22 protein-coding genes are annotated in these 22,843 nt (G+C 69.0%); 8 read left to right on the forward strand and 14 right to left on the reverse strand.

Going from position 1 to position 22,843, the window contains the following annotated elements; all coding sequences use genetic code 11:
• Window positions 1-24 precede the first annotated feature (24 nt).
• Complete coding sequence (locus tag ACAG25_RS16675) at window positions 25-1,944, forward strand: DNA polymerase III subunits gamma/tau (protein WP_370489579.1); 1,920 nt, start codon at window positions 25-27, stop codon at window positions 1,942-1,944.
• Here ACAG25_RS16675 and ACAG25_RS16680 read toward each other — a convergent pair.
• Window positions 1,941-3,248: a class I SAM-dependent methyltransferase gene (locus tag ACAG25_RS16680; RefSeq protein ID WP_370489580.1), complete on the reverse strand. Its 1,308-nt coding sequence runs from the start codon at window positions 3,246-3,248 to the stop codon at window positions 1,941-1,943. The genes ACAG25_RS16675 and ACAG25_RS16680 overlap by 4 nt on opposite strands.
• Complete coding sequence (locus ACAG25_RS16685) at window positions 3,245-4,624, reverse strand: FAD-binding oxidoreductase (protein WP_370489581.1); 1,380 nt, start codon at window positions 4,622-4,624, stop codon at window positions 3,245-3,247. Before ACAG25_RS16685 ends, ACAG25_RS16680 begins: the two co-directional genes overlap by 4 nt.
• A gap of 68 nt (window positions 4,625-4,692) precedes the next feature.
• On the opposite strand from ACAG25_RS16685, the gene ACAG25_RS16690 reads away from it, so the two are divergent.
• A complete protein-coding gene (locus tag ACAG25_RS16690; protein WP_370489582.1) occupies window positions 4,693-5,157 on the forward strand; it encodes an SRPBCC family protein in 465 nt (154 codons plus the stop codon).
• On the opposite strand, the gene ACAG25_RS16695 is transcribed toward ACAG25_RS16690, so the two are convergent.
• Entirely contained in the window at window positions 5,158-5,895 is a 738-nt protein-coding gene (locus ACAG25_RS16695) for an Rv3717 family N-acetylmuramoyl-L-alanine amidase (protein WP_370489685.1), read from the reverse strand.
• Between the two features lie 117 nt (window positions 5,896-6,012).
• Between ACAG25_RS16695 and ACAG25_RS16700 the strand changes: the two genes are divergently transcribed.
• The 3 genes from ACAG25_RS16700 to ACAG25_RS16710 all read left to right on the forward strand — a co-directional run bounded on the left by ACAG25_RS16700 (window position 6,013) and on the right by ACAG25_RS16710 (window position 8,011).
• On the forward strand, window positions 6,013-6,345 hold the full coding sequence (locus ACAG25_RS16700; protein WP_370489583.1) for a YbaB/EbfC family nucleoid-associated protein: 333 nt from the start codon (window positions 6,013-6,015) through the stop codon (window positions 6,343-6,345).
• A gap of 4 nt (window positions 6,346-6,349) precedes the next feature.
• A complete protein-coding gene (recR, locus tag ACAG25_RS16705) occupies window positions 6,350-6,961 on the forward strand; it encodes a recombination mediator RecR (RefSeq protein ID WP_370489584.1) in 612 nt (203 codons plus the stop codon).
• Between the two features lie 162 nt (window positions 6,962-7,123).
• Window positions 7,124-8,011 (forward strand): DUF559 domain-containing protein, encoded by an 888-nt coding sequence (locus ACAG25_RS16710; RefSeq protein WP_370489585.1) that lies wholly within the window; start codon window positions 7,124-7,126, stop codon window positions 8,009-8,011.
• On the opposite strand, the gene ACAG25_RS16715 is transcribed toward ACAG25_RS16710, so the two are convergent.
• Both ACAG25_RS16715 and ACAG25_RS16720 read right to left on the reverse strand, forming a co-directional pair.
• A complete protein-coding gene (locus ACAG25_RS16715) occupies window positions 7,992-9,290 on the reverse strand; it encodes a cytochrome P450 (RefSeq protein ID WP_370489586.1) in 1,299 nt (432 codons plus the stop codon). The genes ACAG25_RS16710 and ACAG25_RS16715 overlap by 20 nt on opposite strands.
• Window positions 9,287-9,667: a hypothetical protein gene (locus tag ACAG25_RS16720; protein ID WP_370489587.1), complete on the reverse strand. Its 381-nt coding sequence runs from the start codon at window positions 9,665-9,667 to the stop codon at window positions 9,287-9,289. The genes ACAG25_RS16715 and ACAG25_RS16720 overlap by 4 nt, the downstream gene beginning before the upstream one ends.
• A 134-nt stretch (window positions 9,668-9,801) precedes the next feature.
• Between ACAG25_RS16720 and ACAG25_RS16725 the strand changes: the two genes are divergently transcribed.
• Both ACAG25_RS16725 and ACAG25_RS16730 read left to right on the forward strand, forming a co-directional pair.
• Window positions 9,802-11,019: a sensor histidine kinase gene (locus ACAG25_RS16725; protein WP_370489588.1), complete on the forward strand. Its 1,218-nt coding sequence runs from the start codon at window positions 9,802-9,804 to the stop codon at window positions 11,017-11,019.
• Window positions 11,016-11,675, forward strand: a complete 660-nt coding sequence (locus ACAG25_RS16730) for a response regulator (protein ID WP_370489686.1) — start codon at window positions 11,016-11,018, stop codon at window positions 11,673-11,675. Before ACAG25_RS16725 ends, ACAG25_RS16730 begins: the two co-directional genes overlap by 4 nt.
• Here the strand turns inward: ACAG25_RS16730 and ACAG25_RS16735 are convergent, their stop codons facing one another.
• Window positions 11,676-12,392, reverse strand: a complete 717-nt coding sequence (locus ACAG25_RS16735; protein WP_370489589.1) for a type 1 glutamine amidotransferase — start codon at window positions 12,390-12,392, stop codon at window positions 11,676-11,678.
• Window positions 12,385-13,611, reverse strand: coding sequence for a MurT ligase domain-containing protein (locus ACAG25_RS16740; RefSeq protein ID WP_370489590.1), 1,227 nt, complete (start codon window positions 13,609-13,611; stop codon window positions 12,385-12,387). Before ACAG25_RS16740 ends, ACAG25_RS16735 begins: the two co-directional genes overlap by 8 nt.
• A 37-nt stretch (window positions 13,612-13,648) precedes the next feature.
• Between ACAG25_RS16740 and ACAG25_RS16745 the strand changes: the two genes are divergently transcribed.
• Window positions 13,649-14,692: a DEDDh family exonuclease gene (locus ACAG25_RS16745; RefSeq protein ID WP_370489591.1), complete on the forward strand. Its 1,044-nt coding sequence runs from the start codon at window positions 13,649-13,651 to the stop codon at window positions 14,690-14,692.
• A gap of 4 nt (window positions 14,693-14,696) precedes the next feature.
• On the opposite strand, the gene leuA is transcribed toward ACAG25_RS16745, so the two are convergent.
• The 7 genes from leuA to glnT all read right to left on the reverse strand — a co-directional run bounded on the left by leuA (window position 14,697) and on the right by glnT (window position 22,820).
• Entirely contained in the window at window positions 14,697-16,508 is a 1,812-nt protein-coding gene (gene leuA, locus ACAG25_RS16750; protein ID WP_370489592.1) for a 2-isopropylmalate synthase, read from the reverse strand.
• Between the two features lie 168 nt (window positions 16,509-16,676).
• Complete coding sequence (locus tag ACAG25_RS16755; protein ID WP_370489593.1) at window positions 16,677-17,336, reverse strand: helix-turn-helix domain-containing protein; 660 nt, start codon at window positions 17,334-17,336, stop codon at window positions 16,677-16,679.
• Between the two features lie 9 nt (window positions 17,337-17,345).
• Window positions 17,346-18,545 (reverse strand): NAD(P)/FAD-dependent oxidoreductase, encoded by a 1,200-nt coding sequence (locus ACAG25_RS16760; protein WP_370489594.1) that lies wholly within the window; start codon window positions 18,543-18,545, stop codon window positions 17,346-17,348.
• On the reverse strand, window positions 18,542-19,906 hold the full coding sequence (locus ACAG25_RS16765) for an FMN-binding glutamate synthase family protein (RefSeq protein WP_370489595.1): 1,365 nt from the start codon (window positions 19,904-19,906) through the stop codon (window positions 18,542-18,544). The genes ACAG25_RS16760 and ACAG25_RS16765 overlap by 4 nt, the downstream gene beginning before the upstream one ends.
• Window positions 19,906-20,589 carry a protein glxC gene (locus tag ACAG25_RS16770; RefSeq protein ID WP_370489596.1) on the reverse strand — a complete coding sequence of 228 codons (684 nt, stop codon included), beginning with the start codon at window positions 20,587-20,589 and terminating at the stop codon, window positions 19,906-19,908. The genes ACAG25_RS16765 and ACAG25_RS16770 overlap by 1 nt, the downstream gene beginning before the upstream one ends.
• The gene (locus ACAG25_RS16775; RefSeq protein ID WP_370489597.1) at window positions 20,577-21,482 is read right to left on the reverse strand and encodes a glutamine amidotransferase; all 906 of its coding nucleotides are present in this window, start codon (window positions 21,480-21,482) and stop codon (window positions 20,577-20,579) included. The genes ACAG25_RS16770 and ACAG25_RS16775 overlap by 13 nt, the downstream gene beginning before the upstream one ends.
• A 27-nt stretch (window positions 21,483-21,509) precedes the next feature.
• On the reverse strand, window positions 21,510-22,820 hold the full coding sequence (glnT, locus tag ACAG25_RS16780) for a type III glutamate--ammonia ligase (RefSeq protein WP_370489598.1): 1,311 nt from the start codon (window positions 22,818-22,820) through the stop codon (window positions 21,510-21,512).
• Window positions 22,821-22,843: the final 23 nt, after the last annotated feature.

The raw sequence follows: 22,843 nt of genomic DNA on the forward strand, positions 1-22,843 counted from the left end.
GGGGGCTGTCGGTAGCCTGCTTCCGTGGCGCTCTACCGCAAGTACCGACCGGCGACGTTCGCCGAGGTGGTCGGCCAGGAACACGTCACCGAGCCGCTGTCCACAGCGCTGAACTCGGGACGGATCAACCATGCCTACCTGTTCTCGGGTCCACGCGGCTGCGGCAAGACGTCCTCGGCGCGCATCCTGGCGCGCTCGCTCAACTGTGAGCAGGGTCCGACGGCCACGCCGTGCGGGGAATGCGATTCGTGCGTCGCGCTGGCACCCAACGGGCCGGGCAACATGGACGTCACCGAGCTCGACGCCGCCAGCCGCGGCGGTGTGGACGACACCCGCGAGCTGCGCGACCGAGCGTTCTACGCGCCCGCCCAGTCGCGGTACCGCATCTTCATCGTCGACGAAGCGCACATGGTCACCACGGCGGGCTTCAACGCTCTGCTCAAGATCGTCGAGGAACCGCCGGAACACCTGATCTTCGTGTTCGCCACCACCGAACCCGAGAAGGTGCTGCCGACCATCCGGTCGCGCACCCACCACTATCCGTTCCGGCTGCTGGCGCCGCGCACCATGCGCACTCTGATCGAGAAGATCGTCGCCTCGGAGAGCGTGGTCGTCGACGACGCGGTCTACCCGCTGGTCATCCGCGCCGGCGGCGGATCGCCGCGCGACACGCTCAGCGTGCTCGACCAGCTGCTGGCCGGTGCCGACGGCAACCACGTCACCTATCAGCGCGCGCTCGCGTTGCTCGGCGCCACCGACGTCGCGCTGATCGACGACGCGATCGACGCGCTGGCCGCCGGTGACGCGGCGGCGCTGTTCGGGGCAGTGGAGGGCGTCGTCGACGCCGGCCACGACCCGCGTCGGTTCGCCAGCGATCTGCTCGAACGATTCCGTGACCTCATCGTGCTGCAGGCGGTCCCGGACGCGGTGGCGCGCGGCGTCGTCGACGGCCCCGAGGACGAGCTGGAACGCATGCGCGAGCAGGCCACCCGTCTGGGTACTGCGACGCTGACCCGCTACGCCGAGGTCATGCACGCCGGACTCGGCGAGATGCGTGGCGCCACCGCGCCGCGCCTGCTGCTCGAGGTCGCCTGCGCTCGCCTGCTGCTGCCGTCGGCCAGCGACACCGAAGCGGCCCTGTTGCAGCGCGTGGAACGCATCGAGACGCGGCTGGACATGTCGATCCCGGCAGGCGAAGCAGGTGCGGGGTCGGCTCCGCGCAAGCAGTTCGTCCGCAAGAGCGAAGCCGCGCCCCAGTCCGAGGCGCCGACTGCACCGCCCGCCCCCGCCCCGCCCCAGCCGCCTGCTCCCGCCCCGCCCCAGCGGGCTGCACCGACTCCGCCGGCAGCACCTGAGCCGCCGGCCCCGCCGCCACCCCCGCGGCCGGCACCCACGCCCGCCGGACCCGAACCCGCATCACCGCCGCCGGTGCGCCCCCCGGCCGCGCCGGCAGTGGAGGCACCCGCGGCCACCCCGGCAGCCGCCGTCGCCGCCGGCCAGCCCAACGCGGCTGCGGTGCGCAGCATGTGGTCGACGGTCCGGGAGAAGGTCCGCGATCGCAGTCGCACCACCGAGGTCATGTTGTCCGGAGCGGTCGTGCGTGCGGTGGAAGACAACGTGCTGGTGCTCAGCCACGAGTCGGCACCACTGGCGCGGCGCCTCAGCGAACAGCGCAACGCCGACGTCATCCGGGAAGCACTCAAGGATGCGCTCGGCGTCAACTGGACCATCCGGTGCGAAGCCGGTCCGGCACCTGCCCCGGCCACGCCGCCGCAAGCCGAACCGCGCCGCACGCCCGCCGAGCCACCGCCACCGCCCGAAGAGGACGTCGAGGACATGCTGGCCGAGGCCAGCCACGAAGACCCCGCCCCGCGCCGGGATCCCGAGGAAGCGGCGTTGGAGCTGTTGCAGAACGAACTCGGGGCGCGTCGGATCGACGGTTAGGGCGTCCACCACGGGCGCAGCGGCAGGCCTCCGTCGCGGCCACGGTCGTCGAGTTTGGCGGCCAGCACCTGGTGCAGCTGAATCGCGTTCTGCTCGAAGCCGACCCGCGACGCCGCCATGTACAGACCCCACACCTTCGCGGTGGCCAGGCCGACCTCAGCGACGGCGTCGTCCCAGTGGGTCACGAGGTTGCGACTCCAGTCGCGCAGGGTCATCGCGTAGTGGTGGCGCAGGTTCTCCTCGTGCAGCACCTCCAGGCCCACGTCCTGCATCTCGGTGATGATGCGGCCCGAACCGGTCAACTCCCCGTCGGGGAACACATACCGGTCGATGAACCCGCCGGCAGATGCGTTGTGCCGGTTGTTGTTCCGGGTGATGCAATGGTTGAGCAGCAGGCCGCCGGCCCGCAGCCGGGACTTCAGGAACTCGAAGTACGCCGGGTAGTTGGCCACCCCGATGTGTTCGGTCAACCCGATCGAGGACACCGCGTCGAACTGGTCCTCCGCCACGTCGCGGTAGTCCATGTGGCGGACCTCAGCGAGCTCACTCAGCCCCTCTTCGGCGATCGCCTTCTGCGCCCACTCGGCCTGGTTCTTCGACAGCGTCACCCCGATGGCGCGCACGCCGTGGCGTGCGGCGTAGCGCACCATGCCGCCCCAACCGCACCCCACGTCGAGCAGCCGGGCGCCGGGCGCGAGGTGCAACTTCTCGAACACCAGCCGGTACTTGTTGTCCTGCGCCTCCTCGAGGGTGGCGTCGAGATGGGGGTAGGTGGCACACGTGTAGGTCATCGACGGTCCGAGCACCCACTCGTAGAACGTGTTCGACACGTCGTAGTGGTGGTGGATGACCTCCGCATCGCGAGTCTTGCTGTGCCGCAGCCCCTCCGCGACACGCCGCCACCTCGGCAGCGCCTCCTGCGGAGGCGGCGCGATGGGCTTGAGTCGTTCCAGCCCGATCGACCTGACGATGTTGGCCAGCACCCGCGCCGGCGGCCGTTTGAACTCCAGACGGTCGGTCAGGGCGCTGAGCACCGGATAGGGGTCTCCCGGATGCGCACCGTGCAGGTCCAGGTCACCGGAGATGTAGGCGCGCGCCAACCCGAGGTCGTTGGGCGCGGTGGCGAGATAGGTTGTGCCGCGCGGGGTCAACAACTCCAGTCCGAGCTCGGCGTCCGGCGCCCCGGCGGTGCTGCCGTCATAGGCGCTGAACCGCAGCGGCAGTCGTCCTCCGGCGAGCAACTCGAGGATCTCCGAGAGCGTGAGTTTCCCGCTCGTGTGATGCGCCGAATACGTCGAGCTCATCTGCGCCGCACCGCCTTCGCATACAGGTCGAGGAACCGGGAGTCCGGGTCGTAGGTCTTCTTCACCGTGTTGTACACCTCGCCGCCGTAGAGTTCGTCGAATTCCTCCCGCGAGTAGAACGCGTCCGAATACAGCGACTTGTGTCCGTCGAGCTCGCTGACCTTGCGTTCGATGATCTTGTTGGTGTGGCCTTCCTCGGGGCCGACCGGGACCGAGGACCAGAAGCCGACATTGACGTAGGTCTGCTGCGGCCGGATCGGGTACAGCGGCCAACCCGCTGAGTCGCGAAGTCGCAATGGGCACAACCAGATCGGTTCGATAGGGACATTGCCGAGGAACCAGCGCAGGAACTCCACCGTCCGGTCGATCGGCACCTCGATGTCCTGTACCACCCGTTCGCGCGGGGGACGCCCGTTGCGTTTCTCGATCCGGTCGGCGATGTCGAAGCGTCGGTCGTAGGCGATCAGCTTCCAGTAGAAGCTGCTACGCCGGTAGCGGCGCGGCCACCACCGGCGGATGCGTGGGTTCTGCGCGCCGAACGCCCGCGAGCACCAGAACCAGTCGGTGTCCCAGCGCCACAGGTAGTCGTGCATCGTGAGCCGGTCGTGCTTCTCCGTCCCGGTGTGTTGGATGGAGCGGTAGTAGATGTCGGCACCGGTGTAGTCGCTGACCGGACCCGGGGTGGAAGTCTGCACACCGAGGCACAGGTAGCTCTCGTCCGCGCTGAACACCACCCCGTCGACATAGTCGACGCGTTCTCCGTCCAGACCGCCGGTTTCGACGATCCCGTTCATCGTCTCTACCAGCGTGTCGAGATCACCGAAACGCAGGTGGCGCAACGCAACAAACGGGGTGGCCGGTTCCAGCTCGATACGCAGACGCACCGAATAGCCCAGCGTGCCATACGAGTTGGGGAACGCCCGGAACAGGTCGACGTTCTCGTCCGGCGCGGCGCGCACGATGTCGCCCGTGCCGGTCAGGATGTCCATCTCCAGCACCGACTCGTGCGGCAGACCGTTGCGAAACGATGCCGACTCGATCCCCAGCCCGGTGACCGCGCCACCGAGGGTGATGGTCTTGAGCTGCGGAACCACCAGTGGCGTAAGGCCGTACGGCAAGGTCGCGGCGACGAGGTCCTCGTAGGTGCACATTCCGGCGACCTCCGCGGTGCGGGTGGCGGGGTCGACGGCGATCACGTCGGTCAGGCCCGACACGTCCAGTCCCGGCGCGTCGGCTTCGGCGCGGGCGCGGAACAGGTTCGACGTCGGTTTGGCCAGACGGACCGTGGCATCGGCAGGGATGGCGCGATAGCTGTCCAGCAGCCGCGCCACCCCCTGCGCATGCCCAGCCCGTGCGGCGGTCCAGGCAGCAGGCACACATATACGCTAGTCCGCAGACGCATGGGATGCGACTGCATCCGCAACTGACGAGGGAGTGTGCACCGATGGGACAGGTCAGCGCGACGAGTTCGGTTCTGATCGACGCCGATCCGGCGACGGTGCTCAACGCGGTAGCCGACTACCAGGCGATGCGGCCGAAAATCCTCTCCGAGCACTACAGCGGCTACCAGGTGCTCGAGGGCGGTCAGGGCGCCGGCACCGTCGCCCAGTGGAAGCTGCAGGCCACCAAGTCGCGGTCGCGCGACGTCAAAGCCAGCGTCGACGTCGCCGGCCGCACCGTCATCGAGAAGGACGCGAACTCGTCGATGGTGACCAACTGGACCGTCGCGCCGGCCGGACCCGGATCGTCGGTGACGGTCAAGACGTCCTGGCAGGGTGCCGGTGGCATTGGCGGGTTCTTCGAGCGGACGTTCGCGCCGATCGGTCTGCGCAAGATCCAGACCGAGGTGCTCGGCAACCTCAAGCGAGAGGTCGAGGGCACGATCGGGATCGAAGGGACCCAGGGCTAGCTACCGCTGGGTGCTCAGGAACGCCACGATCCCGCGCACCACAGCGTCGGCGTACTTCTGCCGCCCTTCGGGCGTCTTCATCAGCGCCGAATCGGCCGGGTTCTTCATGTTGCCCAGCTCGACGAGGATCGACGGATACTGCGCGAGGTTCAGACCGGCGATGTCCGACCGCGGATTCAGACCCGAGGAACCGATGTAGGTCGCCGGCGGGATACCCGAGGCCTGCAGGTTGTCGCGCATCACCCGCGCGAACTGCACCGACGGCCCGGCCTGTGCGGTGTTCAGCGGCGGCGACGAGTACAGCACGTGGAAGCCGCGCCCCGTGGGCGGGCCGCCGTCGGCGTGGATGGAGACCACGGCGTTGGGCTGCAGCGCGTTGGCCATCGCGGCACGCTCGTCGACGCAGGGTCCGGCCCCGGTGTCGTCGCCGCGCGACATCGCGGTACGCACCCCCAGGCCGGTCAGCGCGTGGCGGATGCGCAGGGTGGTTTCCCAGGTGAAGGTGTGCTCGGCGAGGCCGTCGGCGGTAGAGGTACCGCTGGTCTGACAGTCCTTGGTGCCGCCGCGACCGGTGGGGACCTGGCGACTCAGACCGGCCATCGAGGCCTGATGGCCGGGATCGAGGAAGACGATCTTGCCGGCGACGGCGCTCGGGGCGGCGTGTGCGGGAACCGAGACGAAGGCGGCGGTGACGAGGGCGGCCACCGCCGTGGCCCCGACACGCAGGATTGCTGGCACAGGCACGGCGACACCGTAGCGCCGGTCGCGACTACGCTGGAAGCTCGAAGTGCCGCTTGTGGACGAGCGCAACCAAGTCGAGACCGATACGCAACCTACGCACACAGAGGATCAGTCATGCAGCCCGGTGGCCAACCAGATATGTCCGCGCTCCTCGCTCAGGCGCAGCAGGTGCAACAGCAACTCATGCAGGCGCAGGAGGCGTTGGCCAAGGCCGAGGTGCACGGCCAGGCCGGCGGCGGACTGGTGCAGGTGACCATGCGCGGCAGCGGCGAGGTGGTCGCGGTGTCGATCGACCCCAAGGTCGTCGACCCGTCCGACGTCGAGACGCTGCAGGACCTGATCGTCGGCGCCGTGGCCGACGCGGCCAAGCAGGTCACCATCCTCGCGCACGACCGTCTCGGTCCGCTGGCCGGCGGTATGGGCGACCTGGGCATCCCGGGGATGTGACTTTTTGTTCGAAGGACCTGTCCAGGATCTGATCGACGAGCTGGGCAAGCTGCCCGGGATCGGACCCAAGAGCGCGCAACGCATCGCGTTTCACCTGCTGTCGGTCGAGCCGCCCGACATCGACCGGCTGACCGCGGTGCTCAACCGCATCCGGGACGGCGTCACGTTCTGCGCGGTGTGCGGCAACGTCAGCGACGCCGAACGCTGCCGCATCTGCAGTGATTCGCGCCGTGACGCTTCGCTGGTGTGCGTGGTCGAAGAACCCAAGGACGTCCAGGCCGTCGAGCGCACCCGCGAGTTCCGCGGCCGCTACCACGTGCTCGGCGGAGCGTTGGACCCGCTGTCGGGCATCGGGCCCGACCAGCTGCGCATCCGCGAACTGCTCAACCGCATCGGTGAGCGTGTCGACGGCGTGGACGTCGCCGAGGTGATCATCGCGACCGACCCCAACACCGAGGGTGAGGCCACCGCGACCTACCTGGTGCGGATGCTGCGTGACATCCCGGGGCTGACGGTCACCCGCATCGCGTCCGGTCTGCCGATGGGCGGGGACCTGGAGTTCGCCGACGAACTGACGCTGGGCCGCGCGCTGGCGGGCCGCCGCGCGATGGCCTGATTCGCGGCTCGCCGCGGTGGCCTGATTCGCGGCTCGCCGTCACACCGACCGCACCGGTCACACATCTCGACGTTCTGCAGACCTCCACTCGAACTTTCTCTGCAGAACGTCGATTGGTGTGACGCACGGGACTTGTCGGTGCGCCTTGGCACGATGCCGGGCATGGGCGAAGTCATTCTGGGTGGTGAGGCGGTGAGGGCCGGTGTGGTCACCCGACATGAGCTGGCCCGCTGGTACCGGCCGCTGTATCGGGGCGTCTTCGTACCCGGGGACGCCGAGGTCACCCTGCGGGACCGTGCCGTCGGGGCATGGCTGGCGACCGGACGCAGGGGAGTGATCGCCGGTGTCGCGGCGTCGGCGTTGCACGGTGCCTCGTGGGTCGACGCGGACGTCCCGATCGAAGTCATGGGCGTTCGGCGGCGGTCCCAGACCGGCCTGATCGTGCGCGCCGACGAGGTCGCCGACGACGAGATCGTCCGTCGCGGTGGCCTTCCGGTCACCTCGCGCGTCAGGACGGCATTCGATCTCGGACGACGCCCGGGCCGCGCCGACGCGCTGGCGCGTCTGGATGCGTTGGCATGGAACCAGTCGTTCGACATCGACGAGGTCATGCGGCTGGCCGACCGGCGGCCAAGGGTGCGCGGGGTCGGTCAACTCCGCGATCTGCTGCCCCTCGTCGACGGCGGGGCGGCCTCACCGCCGGAGAGCAGGACGCGGCTGTGGCTCCTGGACTGCGGATTCCCGCGCCCACAGACCCAGCTCCCGGTGCTCGACGGCACACGGCCGGTCGCGTTCCTGGACATGGGCTGGCCCGAGTACAAGGTCGCAGTCGAATACGACGGCGACCACCATCGCAAGAAGCGCGCGCAGTACGTCAAGGACGTCAAGCGGCTGCGGATGCTCGAGGAGATGGGTTGGATCGTCATCCGGGTCATCGCCGAGGACCGTCCGGCGCAGTGGTTGGCCCGCGCCGAGGCTGCCTTGCTCAGCCGCGAGTGCCGGCTGGAGGCGACCGCCACCCAGCGGTGGGTCAGGACGCTGGCTGCCTAGCGGTGCCGACCTGTGCGGGCAACCGACGGTACCCGTGCAGGGTCACCAGCGGGCGGGGCTGCCCCGGCCCGCGGAGTCGCAGATCCGGGTAGCGGGTGAACAACTCGCGCAACGCCGTCACTCCCTCGCTGCGTGACAGTGCTGCGCCCAGGCAGACGTGGATGCCCGTGGCGAACGCCAAGTGGTCCTTGGCGTTCGGTCGGGTGATGTCGAAGGCCTCGGGACTGTCGAACACCCGGGGGTCCCGATTGGCTCCGCCCAGCAGCAGGACGATCACCTCGCCCTCGGAGATCCGGTGACCCGCGACCTCGGTGTCGTGCAGTGCCGCTCGCGCGGTGACCTGGACCGGGCTGTCCCACCGCAGGATCTCCTCCACGGCGGCGGGCCACAGGTCGGGGTTGTCGTGCAGCAGCGCCAACTGGTCGGGATGGTCGAAGAGCGCGGTGACGCCGTTGCCGATCAGGTTCACCGTCGTCTCGACCCCTGCACCGATCAGGAGCGCGGCGTTGGAGATCAGCTCGCGTTCGGACAGGCTCCCGTCCTGTGCGAGCCGGCGCAGCGGTGTCTCGTCGGGGCCCTCGGCGTGCATGCGCCGGAAATGGTCGCGCAGGTAGACATCGACGTCGACGAGTTCGTCGATCGCGGCGCGGAACGGACGCCACGCGATCCCGATGTCGAGCATCGCGGCGATCATGTTGCCCCACCGCAGGATTCGGTCCCTCTCCTGGTCTGGTACTCCGAGGATGTCCGAGATCACTGCGGCGGGCAACTGTGCGGCGTAATCGCCGATCAGGTCGACCGTGTCGCGCCGACCCAGGTCGTCGAGCAGCTCTGCGGTCCGTTCGGCGATCCGGGAGTCCAGCCTGGCGATCGCTCTCGGGCTGAAGCTGCGCGCCACCAGGTGCCGGACCTCACCGTGCTGCGGCGGGTCGAGCATCAACATCGACGGCGGCTCGACAGGGTTCGGCAATGCCGGGTCGAGACGGCGCACCACCTTGAGCAGCCAGCCGGGCAGCCCGGTCTCCGACGGGTCGGCTACCCCGAAAGCATTGTCCCGCAGCACCGTCCGGCAGATCTCGTGATCGGCGGTGGCCCACGCAACGGGCGTCCGCAACAGCGGACCGGCGGCGCGTACCTCCTCGGTCAGTGCCAGTCGTTCCCCTTGACCGAGCATGAGCCGGGCCAACGGCTCGCCGCGGCGCGCCCGCACCGTCAGGAAGGCCCGCGGTACCCCCTGAACAGTGGCCCAGCGGCACCAGATGGCCGGCCGCGACCTCATGCGACGGTCAAGCCGCCGGAGTGTGGGCCGGCGTAGTACGCGAGCATCTCCTGCTCGCTGTGGTCGAGGGCACGCACCCGCACGGACCTGCGGGCCGCCCGGTCCAGGATCGCCCGCAATCCGGGATTCGCCGCGGCCAGTGCGGCGCGGGCGTGTTCGGCGGGGATGTCCTCGAACGCGGCCTGGTCGAGCTTGGCGGCCAGCATCGTGACCCAGCGGTGCCGTAAGGCGAGCAGCAGTCCTTCCTCCCCGCCGAAGAGCCGGTGCAGCTCTGTCGAGCGGGCCGCCTTGTCGAGCGCCGCATCGGCGTCGGTGGCGGCGTGTTCAACCATGTCGGCCATGAAGGCCATGCGTTCGTGCAACTGTGACCATGACATGCTTCGACGTTAGGCGCCGCGGCCCGTCGAGTTCGTCGTCCCGCGGTCCGATCTTGATCTCCTACCGTGGTAGGAGGCCTGATGCCTACCTCGGTCTGATGCCGGCGCGGCCGCGGCGACCGTAGACTGACCCGATGCTGGCCGCGGTGAAGCGCCGTTTCCGGCGCTATGTGCGCCGCAAGAGCGAGACGATGCCCGGCGGCTTCTCCTGGCGCATCGTGGTGAGCGTCGACGTGACGCTGTGGACCGTTGCCGTGGTGGCGCTGCTGCAACGCCCCGCGTCGCAGTGGTGGATCGGGGTCGTCGGTCTGGTCGTCGCCTACGCGCCCTACATCGTGTTCTTCGTCCTGGACCTCACGGTGAGCCCCCGGACGGAGGCCGTCGGACTCGGCTTCGCTTGGATGCTGGCGATATCGATCTGGTTGTTCGGCATGTCGGGGCCGATCTCCGGTGACTTCGCGCCGGTGCTGCTCGGCCTCGTGACCGGGGTGATCGCATCGATGACGTCGCTGCGCGGCGGGATGGTGGCCGCCGGTACGGCGACGGGGATCCTCGGCCTCGGCGTAGCCACCGATCGCATCGACACCCCGTGGCTGTATCTGAGCTTCATCGGGATCGCCTGGCTGGTCGGGCATCTGATGTGTATCCAGCAGCAGCTGCTCGTCGAGCAACAGCAGGCCCACCAGAAACTCGCCGAACACGCCGCGGCCGACGAACGCCGGCGCATCGCTCGCGAAGTCCACGACGTCATCGCCCATTCCCTGAGCGTCACACTGCTGCATGTGACCGGCGCGCGGCGAGGTCTGCAGCAGGACCGCGACATCGACGAGGCCGTGGACGCGCTCGAGCAGGCCGAACGGCTGGGACGGCAGGCCATGGCCGACATCCGACGCACCGTCGGATTGCTGGACGGTGCGATCGGCAAGGTCGCACCCGAGCCCGGCGTGGCCGACATCCCGCTGCTGGTCGGAGATTTCGTGCGGGCGGGCCTGTCGGTGACCTTCGAATCCGACGGACCGTTGGAAACCATCTCGCCGGCGGCCGGTCTCGGCCTGTACCGCATCGCACAGGAATCACTGGCCAACATCGCCAAGCACGCCCCCGACGCGCGTGCCGACATGACGCTGACGATCTCGGGGACCGCGGCGACACTCACGGTAGCCAACAGGCTCCCGGTGCCGGTCACCGCGGTGAACACCTCCGGTGGCCGCGGGACGCTCGGAATGCGCCAGCGCGTCGAACAACTCGGCGGCACCATCACCGCAGGCCCGGATGGCGACCGCTGGCTGGTTCGCGTGACGATCCCGTTCGACGACGACGATCCGTGTCCGTTCCGGAGCTGCAGCACATGACCGGCGACGTGATCGGCGCACTGTTGGTCGACGACCAGGAACTGGTGCGCTCCGGACTGCGCCGGATCTTGCGCCGCAGGGACGGCATCATCGTGGTGGGGGAGTGCGCAGACGGCGACGAAGTCCCTGCCGCGGTCGCCGCGCATCGCCCCGACATCGTGGTGATGGATCTGCGGATGAAGCGTGTCAACGGGATCGAGGCGACGCGTCGTCTCACCGAGTCGGGCGGGCCGCCAGTGCTGGCGTTGACCACGTTCACCGACGACGAGCTGCTGTCCGGCGTGTTACGCGCGGGCGCAGCGGGTTTCGTCCTCAAGGACTCGCCGGCCGAAGAGCTGATCCGCGCGGTACACGCAGTGGCGCGCGGTGACGGTTTCCTCGACCCGTCGGTCACGGCGCGGGTACTCGACACCTACCGCAGTGTGGCCGAGGAGCCGGTTGCGGTTGCGGTCGACGACTTGACCCCGCGCGAGCTCGACGTGTTGCGGCTGATGGCCAAGGGCCGCAGCAACAGTGAGATCGCCGACGAACTGGTGATCTCGGGGGTGACCGTGAAGAGTCACATCGGCCGCATCTTCCTCAAGCTGCGGCTGCGTGACCGTGCCGCGGCGATCGTCTACGCCTATCAGCACGGCATCGTCGCGCCGCGCACCTGATCACACCCGCCGGGGTGCGGCCAGGCGCTCTTTCCGCAACTGTCTGACCTCGGGCAGGTCCAGTGGCGACAACGGGCCGACGACCTTCGTCAGCAGGTGATCGGCCAGTTCCGGATTGCGGGCCAGACAGCAGCCGTGCATGTACGTCGCGACCACCGATCCCTGCACGGCGCCGTCGAACCCGTCGCCGGCCCGGTTGCCCGCACCCTTGGTCACCCGTCCCAACGGACGCGCGTCTGCACCGAGAATCGTTCCGCCGCGGTGGTTCTCGAACCCGGTGAGCGTGTCTGTCAAACCGTCGATCAGCGGTGTGGCGGCGACCTCGCCGATGGTGCGTTCCGGCTGGGGCGAGGTGGTCACGTCCAGCACACCCACACCGTCGACACGCTCCCCGGCCGAGGTCTCATACCAGTGGCCGAGCACCTGGATGGCCGCACAGATGGCCAGCACCGGCGCGTTTCGCGAAACCGCTTGCTGCAGACCGGGATAGCGCGACAGGTGGCGCGTGGCCAGCCGCTGGGCATAGTCCTCGGCGCCGCCGAGGGCGTAGAGGTCCAGCTCGGCGGGCACTGGATCGTCGAGGGTGATCTCGACGATCTCGGCGTCGATTCCGCGCAGCCGCAGGCGTTGTCGCAGCACCAGCGCGTTGCCGCTGTCCCCGTAGGTGCCCATCACGTCGGGCAGCACCAGCCCGATCCGGACCGTCGACTCACGCATCGGGCAATCGCCTGTTCAGTTGCAGGAACGCGGTGTAGTTGGCCAGCACCTCGACGCGGCCGGGCGGGCACGACGCGATGGCCGCCATCGTGTCGTGGACGAGGGTGTGCTCGACCCCGGCGTACCCCAGCCGCACCGCCAGGTCGGTGCCGCGCTCCCCGGCAGCGACCACCGGAACGTTCTCGAAGTGCTCGAAGCGGACGTCCCACAACCAGGACAGGTCCTCACCGTCGGGGACCTGACCGTTGACCGCGATGACCACGCCCGCAGCGTCGCGGTCGAGCATCGACAGCGCCTCCTGCCAGCCGGCCGGGTTCTTGGCGAGCAGGATGCGCACCGTGTGGGGACCGATCCGCACGGTCCGGTAGCGGCCGGCGACCTCGTCGACGCCCGACACAGCGGCCACCGCCGCGGCCGGGTCGGCGCCCAACGTCACCGCGGCGGCCACCGCCTGCGCGGCGTTGCCGCGGTTGACCGCTCCGGGTAACCGCAGTGTCATCGGTAATTCGAGACCGTCGGGCCCGTACAGGTGAGTGTCGTCGAACCACCAGTCCGGGGCGGGCCGCTTGAAGTCACATCCGGTGGAATGCCAGTGCCGGCCCTCGCGGACGATCACCTCCCCGGAGCGGGGACAACTGACCGAATCACCGGCCCAGCCGCCACCGGCAGCCACCCACACGGTGTGCGGGCTGTCGTAGGCCGCCGAGGTCATCAGCACGTCGTCGCAGTTGGCCACCACGACCGCGGACGGATGACGGACCAGGCCTGCCCGCAAGGTGCGCTCGATGTGGTTGATCTCACCGACCCGGTCGAGTTGGTCGCGCGACAGGTTGAGCAGGACGAACGCCGACGGTGTCACCGCGTCGCTGACGTGCGGCACGTGCATCTCGTCGACCTCGAGCGCGGCCAGCTCCGCGTCCGGTGCCAGCGCCAGCGCGGCGACCAGCCCAGCGTCCATGTTGGCGCCCTCGGCGTTGGTGGCGACCGCACCCAGCGTGCCCAGCGCGGCGGCGGTCATCCGGGTGGTGGTGGATTTGCCGTTGGTGCCGGTGATGACCACCGTGCGACGCCCCTGGCCCAGTTGGCGCAAGATCGAGCGGTCCAGCGTCATCGCGACCAGCCCGCCGATCATCGCGCCCGCGCCGCGGCCGGTGACCCGGGAGGCCCAACGCGCCGCGGCACCTGCTGCGAGCGCGACCCGTCCGCGCGGTGTGACCATTCCCGGGAGTCTAGAGAAGGCGCCGACACGCGGCCTGATGGAGCACTGCTTGTCAGGGGCGCGTGCCATCCTCGGGGATGTGAGCTCACCTGTGGCGGCCCGCTGGGGCAGACCGGCAGACGAGCCCGGTTCCGGTTGGGCGGTGGTCGATGTCGAGACCAGCGGGTTCCGTCCGGGCCAGGCGCGGGTGGTCAGCATCGCCGCGCTCGCGCTCAGCGACGACGGCAACGTCGAGAACAGCCTCTACAGCCTGCTCGACCCGGGGGTGGATCCGGGTCCGACGCACGTTCATGGTCTGACCGCGGAGATGCTCGAGGGGCAGCCGACCTTCGGCGACATCGTCGGCGATCTCACCGAGTTGCTGCGCGGGCGCACCCTCGTCGCCCACAACGTGGGCTTCGACTACGCGTTCCTGGCTGCCGAAGCCGAACTGGTGCACGCCGAGTTACCGATCGACACGGTGATGTGCACGGTCGAGCTGGCGCGGCGCTGCGACCTGGGCCTGGACAACCTGCGGCTGGAGACGCTGGCCGCCCACTGGGGCGTCACGCAGATCCGGCCGCACGACGCGCTCGACGACGCGATGGTGCTCGCGCAGATCCTCAAACCCGTCCTGGTGCGCGCCCATGAGCGGCGCAAGTGGTTGCCGGTGCATCCGGTGACCCGGCGCCGGTGGCCCAACGGTCGCGTCACCCACGAGGACCTGCGCCCGCTGAAGGTGCTCGCGGCACGGATGCCGTGCCCGTACGCCAACCCGGGCCGATTCGTGGGCGGCCGGCCGCTGGTGCAGGGCATGCGGGTCGGTGTGGCCGCCGAGGTCGGCCACACCCACGAGGAACTCGTCGAGCGCATCGTGGCCGCCGGGTTGGCCTACACCGACGCCGTGGACGTGCACACGTCCCTGGTGATCTGTGATGATCCCGCGCCCGCGCAGGGACGCGGCTACCAGGCCGGCGAGCTCGGCGTCCCGTTGCTCGGCAGCGAGGAGTTCGTGTCCCTCGTCGGTTCGGCGATCGGTGGCACGGCCGTCGAGGAGTTCACCGAGCAGCCGCCCGCCGGCGACCAGTTCGCCCTGTTCTGAGGGCTCAGCGCTGCGCCGCGCGGTTGACCGCGGACACGACCGCCCGTAGCGATGCGGTGGTGATCGACGTCGCGATGCCGACACCCCAGACGGTCTTGCCGTCGATCTCGGTTTCCACGTAGGCGGCCGCCTGCGCTTCTTCGCCGGCCGACATCGCGTGCTCGGAGTAATCCAGCACGTTCACGGTGAACCCGACGGCTCCCAGAGCATCGACGAACGCGGCCAGCGGGCCGTTGCCGGCGCCGACGATCTCACGCTCGACGCCGTCGATCTTGACCACGGCGGTGATGGTGTCGGTTCCGCCGTCGACCTCGGCGGCGTCGACGCGCTGACGGATCCGCTCCAACGGACGTACCGGTGCCAGGTACTCCTCGTAGAACGCGTCCCACATCTCCTTGGGCGACACCTCGCCGCCCTCGCCGTCGGTGATCTTCTGAATCGCCTGCGAGAACTCGATCTGCAGGCGGCGCGGCAACGCCAGACCGTGATCGGCCTTCATGATGTAGGCCACGCCGCCCTTGCCGGACTGCGAGTTGACCCGGATGACCGCCTCGTAGGTACGGCCGACGTCCTTCGGGTCGATCGGCAGGTACGGAACCTGCCACAGGATGTCATCGACGTCTCTGTCCGCAGCATCAGCGTCGAACTTCATCGCGTCCAGGCCCTTGTTGATGGCGTCCTGGTGGCTGCCGGAGAACGCCGTGTACACCAGATCGCCACCGTAGGGGTGCCGCTCGGGGACGGGCAGCTGGTTGCAGTACTCGACGGTGCGGCGGATCTCGTCGATGTTGGAGAAGTCGATCTGCGGATCCACGCCGCGGGAGAACAGGTTCAGGCCCAGCGTCACCAGGCACACGTTGCCGGTGCGCTCACCGTTGCCGAACAGGCAGCCCTCGATGCGGTCCGCGCCGGCGGCATAGCCCAATTCCGCTGCGGCGACGGCTGTTCCGCGGTCGTTGTGCGGATGCAGGCTCAAGATGATGGAGTCCCGCGGGGTCAGGTGCCGGTGCATCCACTCGATCGAGTCGGCGTAGACGTTGGGGGTGGCCATCTCGACGGTGGCGGGCAGGTTCACGATCAACGGCCACTCGGGCGTGGGCTGCACCACCTCGGCCACGGCGTTGCACACGTCGACGGCGTACTCCAGCTCGGTGCCGGTATAGGACTCGGGCGAATACTCGAAGCGCCACAGGGTGTCCGGGTACTTCTTGGCCTCTTCGACGCACATGCGCGCGCCGTCGGTGGCGATCTTCTTCACGGCCTCGCGGTCGGCGCGGAACACCACGCGGCGCTGCAGGATCGACGTCGAGTTGTAGAAGTGCACGATCGCGCGCGGTGCGCCCTTGCAGGCCTCGAAGGTGCGCTCGATCAGTTCTGGGCGGCACTGCGTCAGCACCTGGATGGTGACGTCGTCGGGGATCGCGCCGTCCTCGATGATCTCGCGCACGAAGTCGTAGTCGGTCTGGCTGGCCGAGGGGAAGCCGACCTCGATCTCCTTGTAGCCCATCCGGACCAGCAGGTCGAACATGCGGCGCTTGCGCTGCGGGCTCATCGGGTCGATCAGGGCCTGGTTGCCGTCGCGCAGGTCGACCGCGGCCCACATCGGTGCGGTGTCGATGACCTTGTCGGGCCAGGTGCGGTCCGGCAGCCGGATGGCCTCGACTTCTTCGTCGAAGCTGCGGTACCGGTGCACCGGCATCGACGAGCCGCGCTGGGTGTTCCAGGAGGGCTGGCCGGGATTCGGTGCTCCGGCGGGTTGGGTGATGGTGCGTACCGAGCTGTAGGCGTCGGTGCTCGGATTGAAGTTCTCAGTCATGTCGGTGCTCCGGGGGTTAGAGAAGGACTTCAGACCGGCGCATCGCGAACACCCGCGACGGGAGGCCGGTCTGGATCAGACCCCGTCGCGGCGTCCGAGAAGGAGCACCCGCTGCACCCGAAACACTGTACTCGCGTGTCGGCGCGCATCAAAACCGCTCCGAACAGGTCACACCTGCGAGTCCGGGAACGCGATCACCGACAGGAAGCGGATCGGTACCTCGACGAGGTCGACCGGGCCGTGCGCGCCCTCGCCGTCGATCTGCAGGGAGTCGCCGGGATGCAGCCGGTACACCGACCGGCTGTGGCTGTAGTCCATGACGCCTTCGAGCATGTAGATGAACTCGGTTCCGGGATGCTGGAACAGCGGGTAGGTCTGGCTCTTGCCCGACAGCGTGACCTCCAGGCACTCGAGTCGTTTGTGCTCGCCGCGCAGAGACCCCAGCAACTGATATTCATGCCCCTCCCGGGTGCCCTCCCGAACGATGCGGGCCCCGGTTCCTGCCTTGGTGAACGCGGCCGGCCGCTCCACGTCGGCGCCGCGGAACAGGCTGGTCACCGGCACGTCGAAGCCCTTGGCCAGCAGCGCCAGCGTCGACAGGCTGCACGAGGTCTGGGCGTTCTCGATCTTGCTCATCATCGCCTTGGAGATGCCGACCCGCGCCGCGGTTTCGGCGACGGTCAGTCCCTGCTGCTGACGCAACAGCCGCACGTTGCGGCCGATGGCCGCCTCGATCTCGAGCTCCTCGACCGGTGCGGCGGGGTCGCGGTCGCGCGCGGTGCCGGAGGTGTTGCGCAGCAGGTCGTCAGGTTTCTCGCGAGGGGCCACGGTCTCTGTCTAACGCATCTGCCCGGCGCCGACGTACGGGTAGGGCGTGGTCAGGAGGTTCCCGTCGGCGAAGCGCGTCAGCGCGAAATCGGACGCGGGGATGCGCGGGTCCCGGCTGTACCCGTCGACGACCAGGTCGGCGACCAGCCGGCCGACCGCGGGAGCGATCTTGAAGCCGTGCCCACTGAACCCGGCCGCGACGATGAGGTTGTCCAGTGGGGCGGCCGAGATCACCGGGTTCCAGTCGGGGGTGACGTCGTAGCAGCCGGCGTAGCTGCTCGAGATCGCCGCGTCGGCGAAGCCGGGGAAGCGGGTGCCCACCTTGTCGACGGTGAGGTCGACGAAGTCGTCGGTGGACCGGTTGAGGTAGTCGTCCGGGTCCGCTTCGGTGAGGTCGCCGTAGGCGGGGAGGTCGCTGTTGCCGAACAGCACCTGCGTGCCCTCGGGACGTACGTACTGCAGGCTGACCAGATCGGAGAACACCGGGAGCCGACCGACGGCGGCTGCGTCGATCCCGGGGTCGATCAGCACGATCTGCTCGCGCATCACTCGGATCGGCACGTCGACGCCGTACGGCGCCAAGAAGGGTCGCGTCCATGCCCCGGTCGCGACCACGACGGCGCCCGCGTGGACCTCGGTCCCGTCGGCCAGCTGCACCCCGGTGACCCGGTCGCCGTCCACCAGCAGTCCGGCCACCGTGGTGCCCTGACGCACGGTGGCGCCCGCGGCGCGCGCGGACGCCGAGAATGCCTGCGCGGTCCGGTAGGCGTCGCCGAAGCCGCCGCGCGGCTCCCAGCCGAACGCCGCGAACGGCGTCAGATCGGCGTACGGCCACATCCGCGCCACCGCGGATTCGTCGATCTCCTCGGTGTCGACCCCGACCGCCCGTTGCGCGGCAAGGCTTTTGCGCAGCGCGTCGACGTTGGGCTCGCCGACGCCCACGACGTAGCCGGTCTGGCGGAAACCGATGTCGGTGCCGAAGTGCTCGTCGGCCTGCTCGAAGACCTCCAGCCCGACGGCGGCCATCGCGGCCAGGGTGCTGACCCCGTAGTGGCAGCGCACGATGCCGCTGGACTTGCCGGTCATCCCGGAGCCGACGGTGTGGCGTTCGGCGACGAACACGTCGGTGACACCGCGTTCGGCCAGCGCCCACGCCGCTGCGCATCCCTCGAGCCCCGCGCCGACGATGACGACGTCGGCGGTGGTCACGGTCGCATTCCGGGAATCCAGCCGGTACCCGCCAGCGGCACCCGCGCCATGGCGGCGGCCTCGATGCTGACGGCGACCAGGTCGTCGGGCTCCAGATGGCAGACGTGCGACTTGCCGCACGCCCGCGCGATGGTCTGCGCCTCCATGGTCAGCACGCGCAGGTAGTTGGCCAGGCGCCGTCCACCCTCGATCGGGTCGAACCGCGCCGCCAGCTCGGGGTCCTGGGTGCTGATGCCCGCGGGGTCACGGCCGTCCTGGTAGTCGTCGAAGAATCCGGCTGCGCTGCCGAGCTTTTCGTACTCTGCCGCGTAGCGTGGGTGGTTGTCGCCCAGTGCGATCAGCGCTGCGGTGCCGATGGAAACCGCGTCGGCGCCCAGGGCAAGGGCCTTGGCGACGTCAGCGCCGTTGCGGATCCCGCCGGAGACGATGAGCTGCACTCCCTTTTGTCCCGTCGCTCCGCTCGCCCCGGCCCGATGCACCCCGAGCTCCTGCAACGCCTGCACCGCCTGCGGGATCGCCGCCAGCGTCGGAACGCCGACGTGCTCGATGAACACCTCCTGCGTGGCGGCGGTACCGCCCTGCATGCCGTCGACCACCACCACGTCGGCGCCCGCGTGCACGGCAAGCTTCACGTCGTAGTAGGTGCGGGTTGCGCCGACCTTCACATAGATCGGCTTCTCCCAGTCGGTGATCTCGCGGAGCTCGTTGATCTTGATGGTCAGATCGTCGGGTCCGGTCCAGTCCGGGTGGCGGCAGGCGCTGCGCTGGTCGATTCCCTCGGGCAGGGTGCGCATCGCGGCCACTCGCTCGGAGATCTTCTGCCCCAGCAACATTCCACCCCCGCCGGGTTTGGCGCCCTGACCCAGCACGACCTCGATCGCGTCGGCCTTGCGCAGGTCGTCGGGGTTCATGCCGTAGCGCGAGGGCAGGTATTGATACACCAGGTACTTGCTCTGCCCGCGCTCCTCCGGTGTCATCCCGCCGTCCCCGGTGGTCGTCGACGTCCCGGCTGCACTGGCGCCGCGGCCCAGCGCCTCCTTGGCCGGCCCCGACAAGGCGCCGAAACTCATCCCGGCGATGGTCACCGGGATGTCCAGGTGCAGCGGATGTTTGGCATACCGGTCGCCGAGCACCACATCGGTCGCGCACCGTTCGCGATAGCCCTCCAGGGGATACCTCGACATCGACGCGCCCAGGAACAGCAGATCGTCGAAATGCGGCAGCGGGCGTTTGGCGCCCCAGCCGCGGATGTCGTAGATGCCGGTGTCGGCGGCACGCTGGATCGCCGCGATGGTGGTCCGGTCGAACGTCGCTGATTCGCGCAGTCCCAGGCGGGCACGGTCGTCGCTGGTGTAGGTCATCAGTAGGCACTCGCATTGTCGACGTGGAAGTGGTACAGCGAACGGGCCGATCCGTAGCGGGTGTAGGAGACGGTGTCGTCGTCCTCGAATCCAGCTGCCTTGAGCAACAATTCGAGTTCACGATGGTGCTCGTCGCGCATCGGTTTGGCGATGCAGTCCGCGCCGAGTGAGGCCACCCCGCCGCGCACGTACAGTCTGGCTTCGTAAATCGAGTCGCCGAGGGCCTCACCGGCGTCACCGCGGACCACCAGCCGGCCGGCCTGGGCCATGAACGCGCTCATGTGGCCGACGTCGCCGCCCACCACGATGTCGACGCCCTTCATCGAGATGCCGCAGCGCGCCGCGGCGTCGCCCTCGATCACCAGCAGTCCGCCGTGCGCGGTCGCGCCGGCCGACTGCGAGGCGTTGCCCTTGACCCACACCGATCCGCTCATCATGTTCTCGGCGACACCGGTACCGGCGTTGCCGTCGATGACGACCTCGGCGTGCTGGTTCATGCCGGCGGCGTAGTAGCCGACGTGCCCGTTGATGGTGACGCGTACCGCGGCGTCCAAGCCGACCGCGACGTTGTGGGCGCCGGCGGGATTCTCGATGACGAAGTCACCCTGCAGATCCGGTGCGTGCAGCGCGGCGTTGACCTCGCGTAGGGGAGTCTTGGACAGGTCGAAAACTAGCGCGTCCATGCGTACACCACCTCCGGTTCGGGCTCCCAGATGCGCGCGGTCTCGACGCCGGGCAGTCCGGCCAGCGCGCGGTACTCGCTGCCCATGGCGACCCAGTCGTCGGTCTCGGCGATGACCGCGGGTTTACAGGCGATGGCGTCGCGCACCACGGCGAACGAATCACGGTGGGACACCAGCAATGTGTAGAACCCATCGAAGGTCGCGCACAGTTGCTTGAGTGTGGTCTCGACGTCCCGCCCGTCTGCGAGCTGCGCGGCCACGAACCGCGCGCCGACCTCGGTGTCGTTGTCGCTGTCGAAAACCACTCCGGCCGCGCGTAGTTGGCGGCGGATGGTGGCGTGGTTGGCGAACGAGCCGTTGTGCACCATGCACTGGCCTTCCCCGACCGCGTAGGGGTGGCAGCCGGCGGGTGTCACCGCGGATTCGGTGGCCATGCGGGTATGCCCCACGCCCTGCCAGCCCTGCGCATTGACCAGACCCCAGCGATCGGTCAGCGCCCGCGGGTGGCCGACGCCTTTGAGGACCGCGAGATCGGCGCCGAAGCCGCCGATGAGAGCGTCCGGGTAGGACGAACGCACGGTCGCCAACAGTGTTGCGGAGTCCACGTCGGCGGACAGCAGGTAGCTGCCGGCGACGGTGACCGCGTCGACGCCGGTGCCCAGGGCCTCCGACAGCGCCGGGATTACCGACGCGGTCGCATCTGCCGGTTCGGCGAAGTCGACCACCGACACGCACCCGCGGCCCGGAGGCGACCAGGTCGGGTCACCGTAGACGGCGACACCTGCGGAGTCGCTGCCACGATCGCCCATCTCGCACAGCATCCCGGTGAGCAGTTCACCGAGGCGCGGATACAGGTCCGGGGTCCGCAGGTGTAAGCCGACGATCCCACACATGTATTGCTTCCCTCCGATTCGACCGCGTCAGAACGCGGTCAGGTAGTGGTCGATCTCCCACGGGCTGACACTGCTGTGATAGGAGAAGAACTCGTCGCGCTTGACCTTCGCGAAGTACCGGGCCACCCCGTCGCCGGCGGTGTCGAGTACACCGGTGATCAACGAGTCCGCCTCGAACGCCTCGATCGCATGCAGAAGGGTGGGTGGCAGGGTGCGGGTGCCGATTCCGCTGCCGACCGCACCGGGATCGGTGCTGCGCTTGATGCCGTCGAGGCCGGCGCCCAACGTCGCGGCGATCGCCAGATACGGGTTGGCGGCACCGTCACCGCCGCGCAGTTCGATGCGTTCGCTGTCGGGAACCCGGATGTAGTGGGTGCGGTCGTTGCCGCCATAGGTCGGCAGCCGCGGGGCCCACGACGCACCAGAGGCCGTCGACGTCGCCCCGGTGCGCTTGTAGGAGTTGACCGTCGGTGCGATGACGGCCTGCAGCGCGCACGCATGCTCGAGGATCCCGCCGATGAATCCGTATGCAGTGGCCGACAATCCGAGTCCGCGCTCGTCACCGACGTCGCACGGGAACACGGGGGTGCCGCCGCTGGTCAGCGACAGGTGCAGATGCAATCCGCTGCCGGTCTTGTCGGAGAACGGCTTCGGCATGAACGTGGCGACCATGCCGCGTTCGGCGGCGATCATCGACAGCAGGTAGCGCAGCGTGACCACCCGGTCGGCGGTGACCAGCGACTCGGCGAACTGGAAGTTCTGCTCGAACTGCCCGTTGCCGTCCTCGTGGTCGTTGGCGTAGTTGGACCAGCCGAGCTGATTCATCGCCGCCGAGACCGCGGTGAGATGGTCGTACATCCGGGTGACCCCGCGCGCGTCGTAGCACGGCTGGGCTGCGGTGTCGGCGGTGTCGGCCACGGCGACGCTGCCGTCGTCGTTGCGGCGCAACAAAAAATACTCGACCTCGGCGCCCACCCACGGTTCGTAACCGGCGTCCGAGCAGCGCGCGATCATCGACTTGAGGATGACCCGCGGTGCGTACGGCCACGGGGCACCGTTGACGTGGGGGTCGCAGTGCACGATCGCCAAACCGTCTTTGAGGAACGGCACCGGGGTGAACGAGTCCGGGTCGGGTACCGCGATCAGGTCGGGATCCTTGGGCTCCTGCCCCATGGCACCCACCGCGTAGCCCGCGAATCCGACTCCCTCGGTGGCCAACTGATGCACTGCTTCGACGGGAACCAGTTTGGCGCATGGCTTCCCGCGCAGGTCGACGAACAACGCCAGGATGAACTTCGTCTGTGACTCTTCGGCGAGAGCGGCGAGGTCACGCGGCATGGACAACCACCTTAGGTCTCGTG

It is taken from the genome of Mycobacterium sp. pV006 (assembly GCF_041287115.1).
Lineage (GTDB): Bacteria > Actinomycetota > Actinomycetes > Mycobacteriales > Mycobacteriaceae > Mycobacterium.